This window comes from Sphingosinicella sp. BN140058, from assembly GCF_004135585.1.
Classification (GTDB): domain Bacteria; phylum Pseudomonadota; class Alphaproteobacteria; order Sphingomonadales; family Sphingomonadaceae; genus Allosphingosinicella.
On sequence record NZ_CP035502.1, the window covers coordinates 133,160 to 149,479 of the forward strand.

Sequence of the window (16,320 nt, forward strand, 5' to 3'; positions counted from 1 at the left end):
CGGTAGCGATCGGCGCGGGAAGACCCGCTCTGGCATCTGCCAGGCGGGCCTTCTCTCGAAGATTACGCTGCCCCTCGCCGCTCGGCGAAATGAGCAGCAAGGGCTTCGCGACCTTCGGCGCTGAGTGACGAGATGTATGCGCGAAGATCATCTCTGGTGATCGGCTCAATGGGCCAATCGTGGCGCGTCCGGTAGACGAGAGGGACAGGAGCGTCGGAGTCGTACTGGACTGCGGTCCAATCGAGAGTGAAGTCGCCGACGGTAACACCTTTGTGGGAGATGCCGTCGATCGAAGCAATCTCGCAGACGGAGCCGATCGCTCCCGCCGCGGCGAGCGCGGCGCAAAAGGCGGCGGAGATCTCGTTGCTGCGGTCGGTGGCGCCTTCGCTGCGGGTGAGCTCTGGATGAGCGCTCTCAAACGCGTCGATGACCGCAGCGATCACAGGCGCGAGCGCCTCGCGTCCGTGCGCGCAGCGCCAGCCGTATGCGGAGAGACGCGAGCCATTGCAATCTTGGCAGGTCCAAGCCTCCCAGAACGGCTTCGCCTCGAGGTATTCCCCGCGTCCGATATCCCAGCAGAGAGACACACCGCATGAGTTGCAGATCGGGGTAAGTGCGCCGTCTAGGGTGCCGCCGTGCCGAGTAACGCCCATCGTCGATCTCCTTCGCCTCGCGCGACCAAGCGGTCGCGTTTCATCCCCGCGAGGGGTTCGATCTGGTTAGCCAGATTATAGAGGGGATTAGTTCGGCTGGCGTGGGTCGCGTCAGTCTTGGCGTTCGACCGTCCACGGCTCCAACTCGTGCAGCGATCGATCGATCGCCTGGGCCCAGGACGGCCCTTGGCTGCGCGCATCGTCAAGGGCGTCTGAGATGGCCCAAGGGTCGTTGACCTGAAGAGCCAACAGGACGGCTTGAGCTTGGGCAAGATCCTTCTGGCGCTTCTGAAGGCGGTTCGTGCCCGTCCTGATCTGCGCAACGATCAGCTTATGGACCGCGAAGCGAACAGGGTGCGGGATCTGGACCATGATCCCGGAGTCCCAAAGGGCGACGACTGAAACTGGATCCATGATCAGCCACTTCAGGAAGACGAGCGGGGCCGCGCCGGCTTCGAGCTGGTTGAGATGCAGCGGTACCTTGTCGTCCTCGGTCTGCCTGGGCGTGACGAGTTCAACGAGGTAGCCAGCGCTGTTCCGATAGCCAGATCGGTACCGGCGGCCATCTAGCTCCGGGATGCCGTCGAATGAGGGATCGGCGCGCTGGAGGATGGCGACCAGGTTGTCGCTGGGGTCGTCGGCCGCGATCCTCAGATCAGGCGTGGCGACGGCAACGTCCTCAGTGCCGAGATGCTGCTCTGGCAGGAATTGCCCGATTAGATTCTCGCTGAGCATGTAGGCGGCGGTGCTGATGAGCACCGCGCCCTTCGAGAACAGGCCCGCATGCGCGAGAGCGGCGAGGATGGGGCCTTGATTGGTGTCAGGGCCAGCGAAGCCCGCTTTGCGCAGCATCCGGACCGTCTCGCGGCGCTGCTTTGCCAGGTCCATCCCGGTCCGCAGGGCTGCGACCTGCTTTGAAATCTCGGGATCGTCGGCTCGCCCGAGATGCTTGTCGACGCGCTTGATGCCTACAGTGAATTTGGCATGCGCGTAGAGGATGCCATTGCGAGACTGAGTGTAGGTTGAGCCAGCCGGAGGAGCAGTCTCGACTTGTTGCGTAAGATCAGCGAAGATCGTGCGGAGCGCCGGAGTGAGCGTCTTAGCCATTGTATAGACAGAGGTAACGCCCTGCGTCTATACATGCAACCTCAGGAGAAGCGATCAGGCGCGGCACATTGCCTTCATCGTTGCGGTGACGTCGGCGTCGACCTTCGATGCCGGTAAGCCGAACATCCGGGCAATGGTCGTAGCGCTATATTCCGGTTCGTCGCCGGCGAACTCGTCCAGGGCGAGATCAAGAAGATATTCGTCGTAGCTGAGGACCGGGGCGTAGGTATCGGCAGCCGTCGCTGCAGCCGGAAGCCCAGCAGCGGCGCAGTCTGCCGGAACGGTGTGGGTGGCGGCGATCATATTTCATCCTCGATCAAGATTTCAATTCGACCCGGCGAATTGATGAGGAGGCTGCCCTGCGCGTGAGCGCCAGGCGCAGAATGACCCGCCTCGGCTGGCGCCGGGCGGGTCATCGTCTCGGATCCAGCCGAGGCGCGATTGCTATGCAGGGTGATGGTGGGGGTCGAACCCGCGCCTTTACCCGGGAGGGTTTAAGAGGCAGTCCTTTCGGTAATCTGGGGGCAACGAAGGCTGGCGCGTGCGCGAAGGAAGAAATTGATGTCGGCGTCGGGCAAGGTGAGCGGTCCGGAGATCATTCCGATCGACAGGTGCAGGTCGTCGTCAATCGCGTGCTGAATGCGGTCGATTGCCTCTGAAGCAGCGACGACGAAGGCGATGAGCTCGCTGCTTCGCCGATGGCTGACCACAAGGAAATCGGTATCCACATGGCGGCCAAGCAGGGCCGGGGACTTGGAGCCGTCGACGAAAATGAGGCGCGTCGCCCAGTGATCGCCCCTACCGTCCGCAGGAACACGGAGGAAGGTCTCGACGCGCTTGTCGAGTGCGACGACCTGGTCGCCAGGAATGCCGGCAGCGGCGATCGCAGCGAAGATTGGGTGCGTCATCGCTCGGCCGTCACGCGTGTGCCGGGACGAGGTCCGCGGCAGCGTCGCGGGCGAGGCTGTGCCACTTCTCGGTCATGCGGCCGGTCTGAGCTTCGTTCGTGGCCTTGGCGCGGCGATCGACAACCGCGAGACCAAGGATGTTTTCCATGCTGGAGGCGAGCATGGTGCAGCGAGCGTTGCCTGCGTCATCCGCCGGGTGGCTCGCGATCCCCATGGTACCGCCCGCCGAGCGGATCGAGACGTGAACCTGCGGGCGCGAGGTCTTCCAGCCGCCATCGGAGATCTCGATGTGCGGCTTCTTCGAGTTGATGAGCGCGAGACGACGGACGGTGCGGATGAACTTGCGCATGCTGTTTTCCTCTCTGGAAGGGCTTCTCAATCGGCAAGCCGATCAGGAGCGTGACGCCGTCAGGCGCTCCAGCGGCCACCTTGGTAGGTGGCGAGGCCGTCGCGCTTCGCCTTTTGGAGGATCCGATCGGCGGCACGGTCGACCACCTTGTCCTTGTTGAGCGGACCGAAATCGAAGTCTCGCGAGATAAGGGCCGCTGACAACGTGCCCCGAACGTCGTCGAGCATGAAGTCGCCGGCGATCGCCACCCTGGCTTCAGCCACAGCTTCGTCGGGGAGCGAGAGTCCCATCACGACCATTGGCATGTTCTTATTCCTCATCTGATCCGGCTTCGAATGCTCGATAGCGAAGCGTGCGTCCCTCCGACGTTGGCGAGGTCATCAGAACGCGGATTTAAGGAGGCCAAGGCCGACTGCGCAGGAGCAGCAGAGTGCGGCCGGAGCGATGCCGATTGGCGAAGGGGCGAGAGCGCCGCGTGGATCCTCGACGGACACGCGCCGCAGGCGCGCGATGAGGCCTAGAATTTCGGCTTTGTAACCGGCTCCGGAGGAGGTGGGCTATCGACTTTCTGGCAGTCACCCGACAGCACTTTCTTCACCGCGAAGACGGTGCGGGGGCCATCGGTCACTCGCACGAGGCGGATGTTCGTCACGGAGCCACGACGTCGGTCGATCTTGATGGTAGAATGGCGGATCTCGAGTTCGCCAGCCTCGTTTACGCCCTGGAAGGTCGAGGTCCACTCAAACGCGTCGGGACCGGTCTTAAGGTCGCACTTCTCATGAGCCTCGCACATGTCGTTGAAAGCTCGCTTTTCCGCGTCCCACTCCTCCAGAGCTTTCGCCCCGTTCTGGATACGGTAGTGCGACGGGCTCGCGACGTTGACGTGCATGTCGTCCTCTGGATGAGTTTGAGACGTCATATCCGATGTGCCGCTCTCATCACAGCGGAGGATTAGGTTGCCATCATCGGCCGGCGCGGAGACGGCATTTCCGGCTGAAACGTTCGCCGGTGATTGCGCGGTTGGCGAGTTTTCTGAGCTGCATGCGGAGGCGAGCAGCGCGACGCCGATGGTCATGTACTTCAACTTTGTGTCTCCCCTGTCCACCGACGCTAGATCCACACGGAGGGCGGCGTAAACAGCGATTATCGTCAGGCGGGAGGATTTGTCCGGTAGCCCAGCAGCGGGCTAGAAGTTGCCTTTGAGGCCCTCGGTGTTGAAGCGCATGACCTGCAGACCGGCTTGAAACACTTCGGCCTGGATCGACAGGACGGAACCCCTCCTGATCGCCTGCTCGATTCTGCGACGGTCGGCGAAGAAGAGGACGTCCGGCGAGCCGTCGCTGGAGCGGCTGGCCCTGAACCGAGCGGCAGGCTCCTTCCCCACCCGGACCTGCAGGGCACAACCTCCGAAATCGCACATGAACTGGCCGCCCTGCTCAAGGATCAGAATCGCGTCTGGGTTGCCCAGGCCGTCCCGAAGGCAGAGCTTGGCGCGCGTCATCTCATAGCCGACGTCGAGGCCGTTCGCCGACCTCAGGCACGCGAAGCGGATCACCTTGTCCGTCATCGGGTCGGTTTCGCGGCGGTATTCCCAGGTGAGGCTGTTGTCTTCGGTCGGGTACTGCTCCTTGAACGCAGCAATCTCTCGCTGGCTGTTCGCGAGATAGTCGTCGATCTCAGGAGAGCTGCCTGAACCGCTCATGATGGAGACGCCCAGGAGGACGAACAGGGTCGCAACGATTCCGAGGCTGATCCGGACGGCAGGGAAGGAGCGATAGCCCTTGTTCTCAACCATGTTCCAAAGGGGTGCGCAGACGGCCACCGCCCCTACAATCACCAGGGCCCACGCACCTGCGCCTCGTGCGTTTGCGAAAAGCGCGAAGAAGATGAGAGCCAGTGACCAGAGTACCAAAAGGGCAGATTTCATGTGGGGACCTGTCTTGCATCGTTCGCGATCTCTTCGAATTATAGATCGCACGGGGGCGGTCGTGTGGCGGCTGGCCGAGCTGTCGGCCGGGGCTGGCCCTCAAGGCCGAGGTGGTCGACGCGCATCAGAGACGCGTGTAGAGACCCGTCATATCCGTGAAGATGGATTGGAGCTGCTCCGCGTAGATCATCTCCCGCTTGTCGACGACCTCCGGTCCCTTCGCTCGCGTGACCTTTACGAGCTCCAAGCGGTAGCTGTCCGTGGGATCGAGGTAGATCCGCATAGCGTTAGCACGATGCTTTGTTGAGGCGGCCGGGAGCCGGAACATCAGGCAATCGGGACCGCCGCTGAAATCCTTGGCGCTGGTCATTTGAACAAAGCGATTGCCACCGAGCTGGGCGAGGATCGTCTTTGCGACGGTCATTTGAGTGTCTTCGGACATAGGCTTCCTGGAACCGGATTGGGGGAGGCAGGCGCTATGAGCGCCGCTGGGGAATTGAGCCGACACGAACGTCGATGTCCGGCATGTCCTCGTTTCTGAGGATGGCGGCTGCGATCGCGCGAGCCATCTTGGCGGCCTCTTCGGGCACACTGCTGTGGCAGTAGACTGCCTCGAGGGCGGTGAACTCGGCTGGTGCCGCTTCGATATGGCGGATCAGCGCGGCGGCGGCCTCGTGACCATCCCCGGCGACAGCGTGGCCCAGGTACCAGTCGAGAGCGACCCCTGCGAGATTTGCGGGCGGGCATGCGGCCAGCAGGTCTTCGAAATCCGCGACGCACTTCACGAGGGTCCAGCCGGGCGGGCAGGCGCGGTCGTCATCGAGGAAGATGCGCAGCCTTCCGTCCTTATAGGGATCGGCCGCTTTGGCGGCGGCTGCGAGGCGGAGGGGAGGACGCTTCTCCAGCTTCGGCTTCTGGAAGAAGCCGGGATGCGGCGGGCGAGGTTCTCTGTATGGGCGGGCCACTAAGATTCCGATCAAGCTGCGCGGGCGACTGCGTTGAGCGCGTCCGTTCCGACGAACCCGACCTCGAACTGTTGTGCGGAGACCCGGCCGCGACCGGCCGCGTTCCAGGAGCGAGTGCGCCAAGAGCCGGCGAGCTCGATCGGGTCGCCGACCTCGAAAGCGTCGAACATGGCGTAGCAGTCGTTGCGGGTGAGGCCGTGCGGCACCTGAAAGTTGGCAGTGATCGACGCGCCATCGGCGCGGGTTCCGTAGAGCCGGAAGATCTGATCGCCGTTCGGAAGCACGTTGAAACGGGGCTCTTCGACGAGAGTCATGACGAGCAGTCCGCGCGCAAGGCCCGTCCTGCGGGCCATGTCTTCGTCGGTGAGACGGGCGTCGAGGCTGGCGGCCGAGGCGGCGCGGTCAGCCTCACGCTCATCATCGGTGCGAGTTAGGAGCGCGGCGAAGTCGATGACCATGATTTTTCATCCTCACGATTGGTTCGCTAGCGATTTCCCGAATCGTGGAGAAAGACGGCTGGCGCGGTAGCGATCGGCCGAACGCATTCACCCGACGAGCCACCACGCGAGTGAGACGAAAAAGGCCCGCTAAGGCGGGAGCCAAAGCGGGCCTCTCGGCAGTCGGATCGATTGGCGCCTGTGCGCACCGAGATCATCGGTTAGAATGCGACCTTGCCGCCTTGCTGCGCGGCGATCGCGGCTGCGCGCTTCTCCAGCTGCTGCTGCAGCTCCGTCGTGTAGCTCTTCGGCCGCGTGATGCTGATGGTCAGTTTTTGATCGTCTATCTGTGCGGTCATATGGGCCGAGCCGTAGTCGCAATCATGCTTCGTGGGCTTGCACCAGAAGACGGCATAATCTCGATCGTAGGTGTAAGGACCGTACTTAGCGACGAGGCTGGCCATGATGGCATCTTTGGTCTGACCGTTCCTATTAGTTGAGTACTTGAGAGACGAAAGCTTGGGGCCGGTTGGCTCAAGGCCAAACGTAAACACGAAGGTGCTTCCATTCTCCATCTGACCCATCGTGCCGGCGAGCTGAACCTTCGATGATCTGTTGACGGTGCGGTTGAGGCTCCTGTTTGCGATCCTCGTTGCTTCCACCTCGAACGAGCCCGTGGTTATCGGCGCGCCATAGCTGAACACGCCCCGCTTCTTGCTGACCCTCAGCACCTCCCTGGGCGCCATCCCCAACCTGTAGCCGAGAATGTCGAAGGAGGTGATGTCGCCGCGCGCTAGCGCGGACTGCTCGAGCGTTGTGTCGGAGGGATCAGCCTCAAGCAGGGACGCCGGAATCACGTCCGAGCTTTGAGCTGCCGTAGCCGGGGTAGTAGCGATCGCGGCCAAGGCGATGGCTACGCGAAGAACAAGGGAAGGACGCATGATTTCACTCCAATTTGAAACGCCACTCAGCAATGAGACGGGTTAAAAAACCGGAAGCATGCGAGGCGTTTGGATCGTTCTGTGTTGAAGCAGGAGACTTAGCGGGCCGAAGCTCCTGAATGGGAGGTCGGCGGTGCCGTGTGGATGGCGAGCTAAACTTGATCGGGCGAGGCGCCGCAGGCGGAGTTCGTAGTGAGGCTGGCGAGGAGCTTTGCCTCGTCGACCTCGACGTACTCACGGCCGGGCCCGACGTTCAGGCAGTCTGCAGGGATCGGACCGATCACATGCACAGGCTCGGCCGGCTGGTATCGGAACCATCCGGAACCGTCCGTGTCGTCGGACGCGTTGGAGACCATGTGCCTGATGCCGTCTTCCGTGACGATCAGCGGGCCGAGCACTCGGTGATTATGTTCGCTCCGCATGGCGCCGACGATGGTGCCCACTGGAGCGCTGCAGATCGTGCTGAGAACGCGAAAGAGTTGGTCGCGGCGCGTCTCGCCGGTGCTGACCTCAACGCCGTCGATGTCCCGCCCGACGTCGCGATAGATGTTCTCCATGTCGGCATCGATCTGGACGAATCCCGGGACCGCGCCCACGCCTGTTGTCGCCAGGCTCGACGCGAGGGGCGTATCGTTCCAGACGGAGAAGGCGAGCTTGTCCGATATTCGCGTCGGATATGCATGTGCTCCTGGGTAGTGCGGGATGCTGTTCATCGCCTCCTCAACAGCGGCAAGGGCCTCCTCGACAGGGAGTTTCGTCGGAACGTTGGCGATGAAGTCGAACGAGGTAGACATCGATTGGCCTTTCAGGAGAGACCGGTTGGCGGGCGACGGGATCATCCTCCCTTCCTCATAGGCGAAGTGAGTCGCTTCGACGTCAGGAAGAAGCCGCCAGCGGATAGATTCGGTCCATGCGGTCAATCACCTGCTCGGAGAGATCGACGAGGCCCGGGGCGCCGTGGCAATCCAGGAAGCCGTCGAGCGTGGCGCGTTCCGGAAGCACCATCCACAGTTCCGTCTTCATCGAGTTTGCCGTGACGCTGTCCCTTGGGTCGGTAGATGCCACGAGCTCGATCGTATCGTCGAGATCGATCGCGGTGCGGCCGCTCTGAATCGCGACAGCCCCGAGCAGGACGAAGGCATTTCGAATGGCTGAGATCGCCTGCTGAGAGCGCCCGAAGCGGGCAGGATCATGCTCCTCGAGGGCGCCCCACAGGCGAGTTGATGCGATCTCAGGGAGGGCAGCCACGCCATCATCGACGAACGCCGGCGGGGACACGGCGCCGGAGAGCGCAACGGTCCAGGAGCAGCCCCCGCCGCTCAGCGGCCGGATGACGCCGATGGGAAGGCTTGCGCCGGCCGAGCGTACAAGGCTCAATCGAAACGCGCCCGCGCCGTCTTCTTCGACAGATTGGAGGACGAGAGCGTCTCCGGAGGGGAGAGGGCGGGGACCGACCTGGTACGAAGTCGACGAGTGACGGGCGGCTGCGTGCATGCGTTGACCTTTCGAAAGGTGTTGAGGGGCTCAGGCGGTGGCCGCTACGGAGCCGAGGACCTGCTTCATGGATTGGAGGGCGTTCCACGCCTCGATCGCCGCTCCGTCCGAAGCTTGGGCTGCAGGGTGGTCCGGGCCAAGCGTGGACCGGTCGCGAGCAGCGTATCGGCGCGCATCGCGGCATCGAGCGTAGAGCTGGGCAATCGCGACCCGGGCAACGCGAGATGCGGCCGCGTCATTGTGGATTCGGGTGGCGCCATGACGAAGACGGGCGGCGAGAATGTTGTGCATGCTGTTTTCCTTCATCGATTGCTCAGCGCAGCCGGTATCCAAATCGGGTCGGCTCAGGCTGTGCGGGAGCTTCGTGCTGCGGCACGGGCTGAGCATGCGAAGACCCGCCGGTGACGCCGACGGGTCTTCGAGTTGATCTGCTTCGGAAACCCCGCTGGCGGGGCTTGCGAAGGCGCCGGTTGAGCCGCCGGCGCACGGCACGATTACGCGTCTCAGCTATGCAGCGAGCGATGCTTACTTCATCAGGGCCTCCTTTGTTGCCCGGCAGCGGATGGCGCGCTCTTGAGAAGCCGTAGCCCACCCCGGCATCGTGTCGTGGGTGTCAGCGCGGCAGAGCCGCTGGCGGGTGTGCAGGCCGGGGAGGCGCGCAGCCAGGCCCCGGCAGGGTGTCAGTTGTAGAAGACGCCGCGGGCCCGCTCGTATGCCTCGAAGCCCATGTCATCGAGGGTCGGAAGCTCTGCATGGCGCAGCCAGGCATTCTCGGAGGCCAATTCGGCGTCGGACTCGGACCGCTGATCGGCGTACATCGCCTCCATGCCGGCGCGAACGGTTGCGAGGGCTTCCTGGAACGTCATCCCCTCGCGCAGGCGATGCTGGATGTAACCCGGACGCTCATCGAACTCGGGGGCCTCGTCGACAGAGGAGAAGATCCAGCCGAACTCACCGAAAGCGAGATGCCCGAAAGGGACTTGCATCGCTTCTTCGAAGAGGTCCCAGCCAGCATCATTGCGGCGGGCAATCATCGGGATGTGTGCGATCTGACGGCCCATTTTCCTCACTCCTTCCAGCCTCAGACTGGGGAACCAACCGAAGGATAAGGCCCGATGCGGAGCATTCGGGGTGCCTGCCTCTGGCGAAGCGAGCATGCCGACCTAGTGTTTCTCGACGATCGGCTCGGCGCCGGCGGCAAGAAGCCGGTTGATGGTGTGGGTGAGCCGATTAACGGGATCGTCCAACCCGCGCGCGGCTCGCCGCGCTTTGAGTGCGGCAATGGCCTCATCTTTGTTCATGTTGGTGTCTCCAGATCAGGCGCGGCGGGAAGGATGCGCGCTCGAATGTCGGCGATAGCGGCGGCTTCGATAGCCGGGTCGCGGAGCGGAATGCTTCGCCGGTCGAGTTCTGCGGATAGCCGATGTTCGGCTTCGCTACGCTGCTCGCGTTCGCTCTCAGTAAGCAGGTGACGATCAGCCCAGAAGCGATCCATTGCATTGAAAAGATCGCCAACCGGGCGGGAGCTGACTTCGTCGGCGATCCGATACGCCACCTGAAGGCTTAGTTGGCGATCGATCCAAGTCGACATTTTCGTTCCTTTCCGAGGCTCAGCGCTTGGACCTCGCCGTATCCTGCCAGGCAAGGACGGGCTGAAGAGGCTGAACCCGCCACTCGACAAAGATCTCGAGAGTCTTGTTTGGTCCGATACCCCAGAGGCGGGCGAGCTCAACGAGCGCAGCTTGGCCCGAGACGGTCACGCCGTCCGGAGAGGCGTTCATCTGAATAATCAGGTGCTCGAACCTGTCGAGCAACGTATCGGGGAACCGTTTGAAACGGTAGGCGAGATCACGCGCCGATCGCTGCCAGCCGAGGGGAGTGGTTGCGGCCGCATCTCTCAGACTGCCCCGGAGCTCACTCGTCTCCGGTTCATCGGGGGTGAACTTCTGGTGCACTTCATAGGTGTCGGCATCGAGCCGGCCGTTGAGCTGCAGAAGCTTTGCGCAAAGCACCCGATACGCGAGTTGGGCATCGATCGCGTAGGGTACGTCTCGGTCGATTTCTTCGCCGCCCAAGATTTGGAGCAAAAACCCCAAGGCCATGAAGAACAGGAATGCGTAGCCGAGAACCGTGGTGAGGGTGTCGAACATCGAGAAGATCCCGGTTGCTGTTTGCTGTTAGCGCGCCATTTCTTTGCGGAGTGCGGCCTCGGCCAACCGCAGATCGATCTTGTGCGTGATCCCCGGAAAGCGCCTCTGCATGATCTCGCAGCCGCGAACGGCGAATGATGCTCGACGCAGCAATCGGTCGTGCTCACGACCAGCCGGGGCGACGGCGGTAGCAGCTATCAGGCGCTTCGCGCGGGCAACCTTTCGCCGATAGCTGAACGGAACGATGAGGTAGGCAAGGATCTGGCGCATCGGTAGCTCCGGCGGCTTCATGCCGCTTCATCGTATTTATAGGCGCGAAGGCGACCCGGGTTGGCGCCCGCTGTCAGGCCGCCAGCGGCAGCACGGCGTTGAGGAGGGTCAAGCTCCCCGTCTTCCTGTCCCATTCCCAATCGCAGCCCGCTTCGAGAATATCTGAGAGCGAGCCGCGCCAGGCCGTGTTGACCGGGAGATCCGGCCGCGGAACCCCGCTGTCGCGATCGACGGCCGGGCGCAGACGGAACTCGTCGTTCTCCGCGTCATAGACGCCGAAGATGCAGCCGATCAGATCCGGATTAGCGGGAGTAATAACCTCGAACTCGGTGGAGGACGGACCGAGCTCGCGGTCGGTCCATTGGCATGCGAGCCGGATCCCGCTCTCTCCAGACAGGATGAAGAATGGGGATGCGAGGAGGACGTCAAGCGGGATGATGCGCGGATCGAGCATTTTCTTTCTCCATTCAGGTCTCAAGCGAGCAGCAAGAACCTCGCGCCTCGGCCGGCGGAGCCGCTCCGCAAAGCCCGCAATAGCGGCACAAGGCGTGCTTCCGGTGATCAGAGGTTGTCGACGACAGCGTGCATGTCGAGCACGAGCCGGAAGTGCTTGAGGTCTGGCTTGGCCATGCTACGCGGCTGGAGCGCCGGGCGGCCCATGCTGGAGAGGAGCATGTTCAGTCGCGGCAGATCGTCGATGAGGATGCGCTCAATCTCGGATTCGTGTGCGTCGGCTCGCGAGCGTTTTCCCAATGCTTTGAACCGCGCGTCAACGCTCTCCACCAGCATCGCGGCTTCAGCTCTGAGGCCTTCGTCGACGCTAGGCGGCTTTGGACTGGCCGCGAGTAGATCATGTAGGTCGTCGAGGGAACTCCCCACCACTATCCCGACCTTGTCAGCCTCAGGATCGATGACCGGCTCGAGAGATGCGATCCGTTCCACAAGGTCTTGTACTGTTCGGATCATCGTCGGGCGGGGGATGGCCCTGTCCAGGCCCATGATGACGTCCGGCAAGACCCTCAGGGTATCGGTGATGATCGACCGGTACCGGTGGTCAGCGTAGGGCAGCACTCTGCTGAGGCGGCGACGGAGCATCCAGCCGCGCTTTGACAGGGTGTCGATAGGGTTCTCCGTCCCGACCTGGTCGAGCGCGGCGGCAGCTGAGGCCATTTTCTTCCTCCGGATGATTTCGCCGGAGGGCTTCAACTATGCTGGAAGTGCCGCCCCAGGGCGGCACCCAGTTCAGTCGACGACTTCGATGAAGACGTCGGTCTCGCCGTGCTCGTGCGGGTCGCCAAGCGTGCCGACGGTGAGCCACGATCCAGCGAACTGACCGGAGCTCTGGTAATCGCCCACCGTCGCGTACTGGGCCGTGCGGACGTCGCGGCACGCGCCACATCGGTCGAGGACCTGCTCTGGCTTGTCCGCCTCGTAATAGACGCCGCCGTAGCGATCGATCTTCGATATCGTGCCCGTGCCCGCTTTCGTGTTGATGTAGTAGGACGGCAGCACGTAGCGGATCCGACATCCAGGGGTGAAGGGGCGGCCTTTCCGATCGAGGACCGGGTACCGGCTTTCGTTGAACGGGGTGTTGATCTGCGAGCTGTCCACGCGGTTCTCCGATCGAGGAAGGTCAGGCCGCGGTCGCGGAGATGTGTGCAGAGACGCGCCATGGCGTATCGCCGGCGGGCATCGGCACGAACGAGAGGACCTCGTACAAGCCGTCCGTGTCGAAATCGGCCGTGTTGAAGGGCGTCCCAACGCCGGGCAACCACCAGGACTCCCCATCGTAGAGCGCGACGGTATGCGAGAGACGGTCCTGGGTCACGACGTAGTGGCCAATCTCCAGCGGCAAGACGTCGATTGCCCCGTTCGGCCGGTCGTCGCTCGACATGCGGTAGTCGAGGATAATGAAGCCCGCTGGCCGGATTTCGTCGCGCGCGATCCCCTTCAGCGTTTGAGTCGTGAGAAGCGGACCCGACAGGAAGATCCGATATCTGCTGCCACAGATCACGTCGACGTCGGGCGACCGGCCGGCGGCGGTGAGGGTATCGCGCAGCTTACGAAGGGGATTGTCCATCTTTTCCTCGGGTAGGTTTCTAGCTGCGTAGCGCGGTGCGCCGGGGCGACGCTTAGGTCAGCGGCTTGAAGTCGTCGCGCGCCTTCAGGCGAAGCCGAGGACTTCCTCGGCCTCTCGGATGATCCGCATGGTCAGTGCCCCGTCTTCAGCCGAGACGGGGCCCATCCCGAGCGTCGATGGGAAGAGGGGCTGGAACTTGTCGGTGTTCAGGAGAGTGCATTGAACCTCCTGCCAATCGTCTCCACGCTCGAGGTCTTCCTTAGCTCGCTGGACGGCCTGCTGTCGGAGTTGGTCGTTTGTCACGGAAGATCCTTTCGCTGATGAGCCGAAGCGGAGAGCGCGCTTACCGTCAGGCTCAGTGGGTAGGCGAGCGCCACAGCGCCGATCGCGCCAAGATAGACCGCCGCGGACAACAGGGTGTCGCGCTGCGCGACGTCGGCTGCGGCAGACGCTGAGAAGAAGCGCACGCTGAGAAGCGAGCTGACGAAAGCGACAGCCAGTGTCGTGAGGAGGAGCGGGAAGCTCAGGCGGCGACCGGTGTTCATGATTTCATCCTTTTGGATAGTGGCGTGGACCACCCCGAAGTCATCAGTCCGCGGCGCCGGCGCCGTGGCCGTCGGCAGCGGCGAGCGCCTCGACCTCCTCCCAGCTCAAAATGCAGCCAGAGGGATCACCCTTGTCCCAAGTGGATGGGTCGGCGACAAGGACGTGCGGCATTGTTCGGAAAGCCACTCCGACGGTTGCCGGCGCGTTGCCGATGGTCGGCTTGCCGGCAACACCGGCAAAGGCGCAGGGATGGCCGCCGCCGATCGGCGACGCAGGCGGACCGCCTTCGAGAAGAACCGGGCCGGCGGCGGTCTCGAGGAAATCGAGCGTGCACGAGACGCTTTCTCGACCGAACACGACATTGATCTTGTGGTTGAGTTCCTCTTTGGCGAGGACCCAAGGCGCGCTGCGCACGAGCTCGATGTCGGGGTAGCGCGGGAAAGCGCGTTGCCGGAGCGCCTCGTCGACGATGCGCTGGGCAAGTGCGCGAACGGCGAGCGCGGTGCGCGCGGTCTCTGGGGAGGCTGCGTCGGTCCACCCGTAATAGGACGAGACGCCGATGACCTCGCCGTTCTCAACGAAGGCGCGCCATTCAGCAGGCCAAATGCCCTTGCCGGCGAAGGGCGATCCCTCGCGGTGAGGGTCTGGCGCCTCGATGTAGCGTGAAGCTTCAATCCACGGACGAGCAAGAAAGGCGAGGAAGCCGGGGCCCTGTGCAGCTGCCTGGATCGTCCGCATGTCGCGGCAATTCACCTGGCGACGATTCCCGACGCGGACCCACCCGGGACCGACCTCAAGGGTCGGGCCAAAGCGGACTTCGGGCGTCCGGTCGCCGATCGCACCAAGGCCAGCGAGGGACTTGAGCTCGCCGCCTCCGCAACGATTGCTTCGAACCATCCAGCCCTCCGGAACGTCGTCCATGGCTGCGAAGAGACGTTCGTGGATCGCCTCGCCGTTTAACGGCGCGGCCGCGGCGGGCGCCGCGTCGGGGAAGGCTTCGGCGATAGCTGTTGCGCTGGCGCGGAGGCGGCGGGTCGCCGGGGTGCTCGGCGGCGGCGCTATGGTTCCAGAGACGAGGCCAATCTCGTCTTCTTCCAGGCGCAGGATCTCCCGTGTCGGGATGTACGAGACCCCGGCGCGTTCGGCCAGCGCTAGCCAGTGACGAAGGTCGCAAGCGTCGAAAGCTCCTCCTTCGCCGGCCGCGACGACATCCGGATCGACCCACGAGCCGGTCTCGGCTTCATGAAGGGCCGAGATCTCTGCCATCCCCTTGATCGCCTGGACGAGCTCGGCGGGCTTCCGGGCGAGGTTCCCAGCGCCGATGAAGAGGCGCCGAACGGACTGGACAAGTTCGCGCGCATCGCCTTGGGCGTGAAGGCCGATCGCAAGCTGCTGCAGCTTCTGGAGCATCTGGTTCCTCTTGTCCCGCTCGCGGGGTGAATAAGGGAGTGATTGTCTCTTAGGACGGAGGGAGAGAGGATGCGCGATCAGCGGCCTACCAGGAAGAATTCCAGGAAGCGTTGGTCCGCTGGAACTTCCTCCGGGATACCGCCGATGGGAGCGCCGTCAGCGAAGCACATCTTCCCGACAGATCCGATTTGGTCGCGGGCGAAGCGCAGCACTTCGCCTGCGATGTTCCACGGCAGAGGCACGTACACGGCCTCGATCGGGTTGGCCTCATCGAATGTGACGCGACCCTCGACGATACGGACCGGAGCCGCCGTGACGCGGACGGCTTCCGAGCCAGGGGCATAGGGAACTGCGTCGATCATCTTGGCGCGGACGGTCATGATTTCCTCTCCGTTTGTGGATCGATGATCCATACTCAAATCAGGGGTTCCGCTGCGCGGCTGGGTCTTTTGTGCAAAAGATCCAGATGACACCCCGTGCGCCACGGGCTAGAATTGCGCTCAGCGCCGCGCTCGTCGCGCTCATCGATGGATTTTTGCGTGTCGAATGTTCTGATCGGCGTCATCGGCGTCATTCTCCTGATTGGCTTGGCATTTGGCGCCGTGTCCAATCTGGGCCCGAAGTTTGAGGAGGCGCGAAGCCATTCCGAGGCGGGGCGTGTCGGTACCGCGCTGCTGCAGCTTAGCGCCGCCGTGGAGTTCCGAAATCAGGATCATGGGACGAAGCTGCTGGCCGAGGACTCGGCGGCGACGCTCGCTCTGCTCAAGGCAGAAGGCTATCTGCAGGCCTTGCCGCCGAATGCGGTGAAGCCGGATGGTGCCACCTTTCTGTTTTCGAACGGCGGCTTTGCCGACGGGTCACAGCAGCCGATCGCGTTCACCGCGATGGAGATCGGCACGAGCGAGCGAGCGCGCAGCGCCTGCCTCGAAATCGAGCGTCGCGCCGGCCACGAGAGCCCGTCATATCTCGACACGAGCACCCTCTGGTCGGCGCACGTCGCGGCTCATCGCCGTCTCGGCTGCTTCATGAACCAGGGATCATCATCATACCTCGTCTACGCGCCGATCGGCGGCTGAGGCGTTT

Annotated in this window: 29 protein-coding genes; 1 reads left to right on the forward strand and 28 read right to left on the reverse strand. The window is 63.2% G+C overall.

The genetic code is table 11. The annotated features are described in order from the left end of the window. Nucleotides 1-62: 62 nt before the first annotated feature. From ETR14_RS26685 to ETR14_RS26815, 28 genes are all read right to left on the reverse strand, one after another. Nucleotides 63-653 (reverse strand): hypothetical protein, encoded by a 591-nt coding sequence (locus ETR14_RS26685; RefSeq protein ID WP_129392805.1) that lies wholly within the window; start codon nt 651-653, stop codon nt 63-65. Between the two features lie 111 nt (nt 654-764). After that, entirely contained in the window at nt 765-1,760 is a 996-nt protein-coding gene (locus ETR14_RS26690) for a GSU2403 family nucleotidyltransferase fold protein (protein ID WP_129392808.1), read from the reverse strand. A gap of 54 nt (nt 1,761-1,814) precedes the next feature. Continuing rightward, complete coding sequence (locus ETR14_RS26695; protein WP_129392811.1) at nt 1,815-2,063, reverse strand: hypothetical protein; 249 nt, start codon at nt 2,061-2,063, stop codon at nt 1,815-1,817. 191 nt (nt 2,064-2,254) lie between these two features. Further along, on the reverse strand, nt 2,255-2,668 hold the full coding sequence (locus tag ETR14_RS26700; protein WP_129392814.1) for a hypothetical protein: 414 nt from the start codon (nt 2,666-2,668) through the stop codon (nt 2,255-2,257). 10 nt (nt 2,669-2,678) lie between these two features. Continuing rightward, complete coding sequence (locus ETR14_RS26705) at nt 2,679-3,017, reverse strand: hypothetical protein (protein ID WP_129392817.1); 339 nt, start codon at nt 3,015-3,017, stop codon at nt 2,679-2,681. A 59-nt stretch (nt 3,018-3,076) separates the two neighbouring features. Continuing rightward, the gene (locus ETR14_RS26710) at nt 3,077-3,322 is read right to left on the reverse strand and encodes a hypothetical protein (RefSeq protein ID WP_129392820.1); all 246 of its coding nucleotides are present in this window, start codon (nt 3,320-3,322) and stop codon (nt 3,077-3,079) included. Between the two features lie 212 nt (nt 3,323-3,534). Further along, nucleotides 3,535-4,092 (reverse strand): hypothetical protein, encoded by a 558-nt coding sequence (locus ETR14_RS26715; RefSeq protein WP_129392823.1) that lies wholly within the window; start codon nt 4,090-4,092, stop codon nt 3,535-3,537. A gap of 111 nt (nt 4,093-4,203) precedes the next feature. Beyond that, nucleotides 4,204-4,944 carry a hypothetical protein gene (locus ETR14_RS26720; protein WP_129392826.1) on the reverse strand — a complete coding sequence of 247 codons (741 nt, stop codon included), beginning with the start codon at nt 4,942-4,944 and terminating at the stop codon, nt 4,204-4,206. A gap of 124 nt (nt 4,945-5,068) precedes the next feature. Continuing rightward, complete coding sequence (locus ETR14_RS26725) at nt 5,069-5,368, reverse strand: hypothetical protein (RefSeq protein WP_129392829.1); 300 nt, start codon at nt 5,366-5,368, stop codon at nt 5,069-5,071. 52 nt (nt 5,369-5,420) lie between these two features. Further along, the gene (locus ETR14_RS26730; protein ID WP_129392832.1) at nt 5,421-5,909 is read right to left on the reverse strand and encodes a cyclic-phosphate processing receiver domain-containing protein; all 489 of its coding nucleotides are present in this window, start codon (nt 5,907-5,909) and stop codon (nt 5,421-5,423) included. Between the two features lie 11 nt (nt 5,910-5,920). Continuing rightward, nucleotides 5,921-6,367, reverse strand: a complete 447-nt coding sequence (locus tag ETR14_RS26735; RefSeq protein ID WP_129392834.1) for a hypothetical protein — start codon at nt 6,365-6,367, stop codon at nt 5,921-5,923. Between the two features lie 200 nt (nt 6,368-6,567). After that, nucleotides 6,568-7,287 (reverse strand): hypothetical protein, encoded by a 720-nt coding sequence (locus ETR14_RS26740; RefSeq protein ID WP_129392837.1) that lies wholly within the window; start codon nt 7,285-7,287, stop codon nt 6,568-6,570. Nucleotides 7,288-7,439: 152 nt separating this feature from the next. Then, on the reverse strand, nt 7,440-8,126 hold the full coding sequence (locus ETR14_RS26745) for a hypothetical protein (protein ID WP_129392840.1): 687 nt from the start codon (nt 8,124-8,126) through the stop codon (nt 7,440-7,442). Between the two features lie 37 nt (nt 8,127-8,163). Then, nucleotides 8,164-8,664 (reverse strand): hypothetical protein, encoded by a 501-nt coding sequence (locus ETR14_RS26750; RefSeq protein ID WP_129392842.1) that lies wholly within the window; start codon nt 8,662-8,664, stop codon nt 8,164-8,166. A 147-nt stretch (nt 8,665-8,811) separates the two neighbouring features. Then, a complete protein-coding gene (locus ETR14_RS26755; protein WP_129392845.1) occupies nt 8,812-9,072 on the reverse strand; it encodes a hypothetical protein in 261 nt (86 codons plus the stop codon). 389 nt (nt 9,073-9,461) lie between these two features. Continuing rightward, nucleotides 9,462-9,842: a hypothetical protein gene (locus ETR14_RS26760; protein WP_129392848.1), complete on the reverse strand. Its 381-nt coding sequence runs from the start codon at nt 9,840-9,842 to the stop codon at nt 9,462-9,464. A gap of 102 nt (nt 9,843-9,944) precedes the next feature. Further along, nucleotides 9,945-10,082 (reverse strand): hypothetical protein, encoded by a 138-nt coding sequence (locus tag ETR14_RS28645; protein ID WP_165356659.1) that lies wholly within the window; start codon nt 10,080-10,082, stop codon nt 9,945-9,947. Next, complete coding sequence (locus tag ETR14_RS26765; RefSeq protein ID WP_129392852.1) at nt 10,079-10,372, reverse strand: hypothetical protein; 294 nt, start codon at nt 10,370-10,372, stop codon at nt 10,079-10,081. The genes ETR14_RS28645 and ETR14_RS26765 overlap by 4 nt, the downstream gene beginning before the upstream one ends. Nucleotides 10,373-10,391: 19 nt before the next feature. Then, complete coding sequence (locus ETR14_RS26770) at nt 10,392-10,931, reverse strand: hypothetical protein (protein ID WP_129392855.1); 540 nt, start codon at nt 10,929-10,931, stop codon at nt 10,392-10,394. Between the two features lie 27 nt (nt 10,932-10,958). Further along, nucleotides 10,959-11,201, reverse strand: coding sequence for a hypothetical protein (locus ETR14_RS26775; protein WP_129392858.1), 243 nt, complete (start codon nt 11,199-11,201; stop codon nt 10,959-10,961). Nucleotides 11,202-11,274: 73 nt separating this feature from the next. After that, nucleotides 11,275-11,655, reverse strand: coding sequence for a hypothetical protein (locus ETR14_RS26780; protein ID WP_129392861.1), 381 nt, complete (start codon nt 11,653-11,655; stop codon nt 11,275-11,277). 107 nt (nt 11,656-11,762) lie between these two features. Next, nucleotides 11,763-12,371: a hypothetical protein gene (locus ETR14_RS26785; RefSeq protein ID WP_129392864.1), complete on the reverse strand. Its 609-nt coding sequence runs from the start codon at nt 12,369-12,371 to the stop codon at nt 11,763-11,765. A 72-nt stretch (nt 12,372-12,443) separates the two neighbouring features. Further along, nucleotides 12,444-12,812 (reverse strand): hypothetical protein, encoded by a 369-nt coding sequence (locus ETR14_RS26790; protein ID WP_129392867.1) that lies wholly within the window; start codon nt 12,810-12,812, stop codon nt 12,444-12,446. Between the two features lie 22 nt (nt 12,813-12,834). Beyond that, nucleotides 12,835-13,281: a hypothetical protein gene (locus tag ETR14_RS26795; RefSeq protein WP_129392870.1), complete on the reverse strand. Its 447-nt coding sequence runs from the start codon at nt 13,279-13,281 to the stop codon at nt 12,835-12,837. An 84-nt stretch (nt 13,282-13,365) separates the two neighbouring features. Further along, nucleotides 13,366-13,584 carry a hypothetical protein gene (locus ETR14_RS26800; RefSeq protein ID WP_129392873.1) on the reverse strand — a complete coding sequence of 73 codons (219 nt, stop codon included), beginning with the start codon at nt 13,582-13,584 and terminating at the stop codon, nt 13,366-13,368. Further along, complete coding sequence (locus ETR14_RS26805) at nt 13,581-13,826, reverse strand: hypothetical protein (protein WP_129392876.1); 246 nt, start codon at nt 13,824-13,826, stop codon at nt 13,581-13,583. Before ETR14_RS26805 ends, ETR14_RS26800 begins: the two co-directional genes overlap by 4 nt. Before the next feature lie 43 nt (nt 13,827-13,869). Continuing rightward, nucleotides 13,870-15,237 carry a hypothetical protein gene (locus ETR14_RS26810; protein WP_129392879.1) on the reverse strand — a complete coding sequence of 456 codons (1,368 nt, stop codon included), beginning with the start codon at nt 15,235-15,237 and terminating at the stop codon, nt 13,870-13,872. Nucleotides 15,238-15,314: 77 nt separating this feature from the next. Continuing rightward, nucleotides 15,315-15,617 carry a hypothetical protein gene (locus ETR14_RS26815; RefSeq protein WP_129392882.1) on the reverse strand — a complete coding sequence of 101 codons (303 nt, stop codon included), beginning with the start codon at nt 15,615-15,617 and terminating at the stop codon, nt 15,315-15,317. A gap of 159 nt (nt 15,618-15,776) precedes the next feature. On the opposite strand from ETR14_RS26815, the gene ETR14_RS26820 reads away from it, so the two are divergent. Next, complete coding sequence (locus ETR14_RS26820; protein WP_129392885.1) at nt 15,777-16,313, forward strand: hypothetical protein; 537 nt, start codon at nt 15,777-15,779, stop codon at nt 16,311-16,313. The last annotated feature ends 7 nt before the right edge of the window (nt 16,314-16,320 follow it).

Excerpts from the sequence above, each read along its gene's own strand:
- ETR14_RS26685 (WP_129392805.1), bottom strand. The coding sequence starts at position 653 with ATGGGCGTTACTCGGCACGGCGGCACCCTAGACGGCGCACTTACCCCG.
- ETR14_RS26690 (WP_129392808.1), bottom strand. The coding sequence starts at position 1,760 with ATGGCTAAGACGCTCACTCCGGCGCTCCGCACGATCTTCGCTGATCTT.
- ETR14_RS26695 (WP_129392811.1), bottom strand. The coding sequence starts at position 2,063 with ATGATCGCCGCCACCCACACCGTTCCGGCAGACTGCGCCGCTGCTGGG.
- ETR14_RS26700 (WP_129392814.1), bottom strand. The coding sequence starts at position 2,668 with ATGACGCACCCAATCTTCGCTGCGATCGCCGCTGCCGGCATTCCTGGC.
- ETR14_RS26705 (WP_129392817.1), bottom strand. The coding sequence starts at position 3,017 with ATGCGCAAGTTCATCCGCACCGTCCGTCGTCTCGCGCTCATCAACTCG.
- ETR14_RS26710 (WP_129392820.1), bottom strand. The coding sequence starts at position 3,322 with ATGCCAATGGTCGTGATGGGACTCTCGCTCCCCGACGAAGCTGTGGCT.
- ETR14_RS26715 (WP_129392823.1), bottom strand. The coding sequence starts at position 4,092 with ATGACCATCGGCGTCGCGCTGCTCGCCTCCGCATGCAGCTCAGAAAAC.
- ETR14_RS26720 (WP_129392826.1), bottom strand. The coding sequence starts at position 4,944 with ATGAAATCTGCCCTTTTGGTACTCTGGTCACTGGCTCTCATCTTCTTC.
- ETR14_RS26725 (WP_129392829.1), bottom strand. The coding sequence starts at position 5,368 with ATGACCGTCGCAAAGACGATCCTCGCCCAGCTCGGTGGCAATCGCTTT.
- ETR14_RS26735 (WP_129392834.1), bottom strand. The coding sequence starts at position 6,367 with ATGGTCATCGACTTCGCCGCGCTCCTAACTCGCACCGATGATGAGCGT.
- ETR14_RS26740 (WP_129392837.1), bottom strand. The coding sequence starts at position 7,287 with ATGCGTCCTTCCCTTGTTCTTCGCGTAGCCATCGCCTTGGCCGCGATC.
- ETR14_RS26745 (WP_129392840.1), bottom strand. The coding sequence starts at position 8,126 with ATGATCCCGTCGCCCGCCAACCGGTCTCTCCTGAAAGGCCAATCGATG.
- ETR14_RS26755 (WP_129392845.1), bottom strand. The coding sequence starts at position 9,072 with ATGCACAACATTCTCGCCGCCCGTCTTCGTCATGGCGCCACCCGAATC.
- ETR14_RS26760 (WP_129392848.1), bottom strand. The coding sequence starts at position 9,842 with ATGGGCCGTCAGATCGCACACATCCCGATGATTGCCCGCCGCAATGAT.
- ETR14_RS28645 (WP_165356659.1), bottom strand. The coding sequence starts at position 10,082 with ATGAACAAAGATGAGGCCATTGCCGCACTCAAAGCGCGGCGAGCCGCG.
- ETR14_RS26765 (WP_129392852.1), bottom strand. The coding sequence starts at position 10,372 with ATGTCGACTTGGATCGATCGCCAACTAAGCCTTCAGGTGGCGTATCGG.
- ETR14_RS26770 (WP_129392855.1), bottom strand. The coding sequence starts at position 10,931 with ATGTTCGACACCCTCACCACGGTTCTCGGCTACGCATTCCTGTTCTTC.
- ETR14_RS26775 (WP_129392858.1), bottom strand. The coding sequence starts at position 11,201 with ATGCGCCAGATCCTTGCCTACCTCATCGTTCCGTTCAGCTATCGGCGA.
- ETR14_RS26780 (WP_129392861.1), bottom strand. The coding sequence starts at position 11,655 with ATGCTCGATCCGCGCATCATCCCGCTTGACGTCCTCCTCGCATCCCCA.
- ETR14_RS26785 (WP_129392864.1), bottom strand. The coding sequence starts at position 12,371 with ATGGCCTCAGCTGCCGCCGCGCTCGACCAGGTCGGGACGGAGAACCCT.
- ETR14_RS26795 (WP_129392870.1), bottom strand. The coding sequence starts at position 13,281 with ATGGACAATCCCCTTCGTAAGCTGCGCGATACCCTCACCGCCGCCGGC.
- ETR14_RS26805 (WP_129392876.1), bottom strand. The coding sequence starts at position 13,826 with ATGAACACCGGTCGCCGCCTGAGCTTCCCGCTCCTCCTCACGACACTG.
- ETR14_RS26810 (WP_129392879.1), bottom strand. The coding sequence starts at position 15,237 with ATGCTCCAGAAGCTGCAGCAGCTTGCGATCGGCCTTCACGCCCAAGGC.
- ETR14_RS26815 (WP_129392882.1), bottom strand. The coding sequence starts at position 15,617 with ATGACCGTCCGCGCCAAGATGATCGACGCAGTTCCCTATGCCCCTGGC.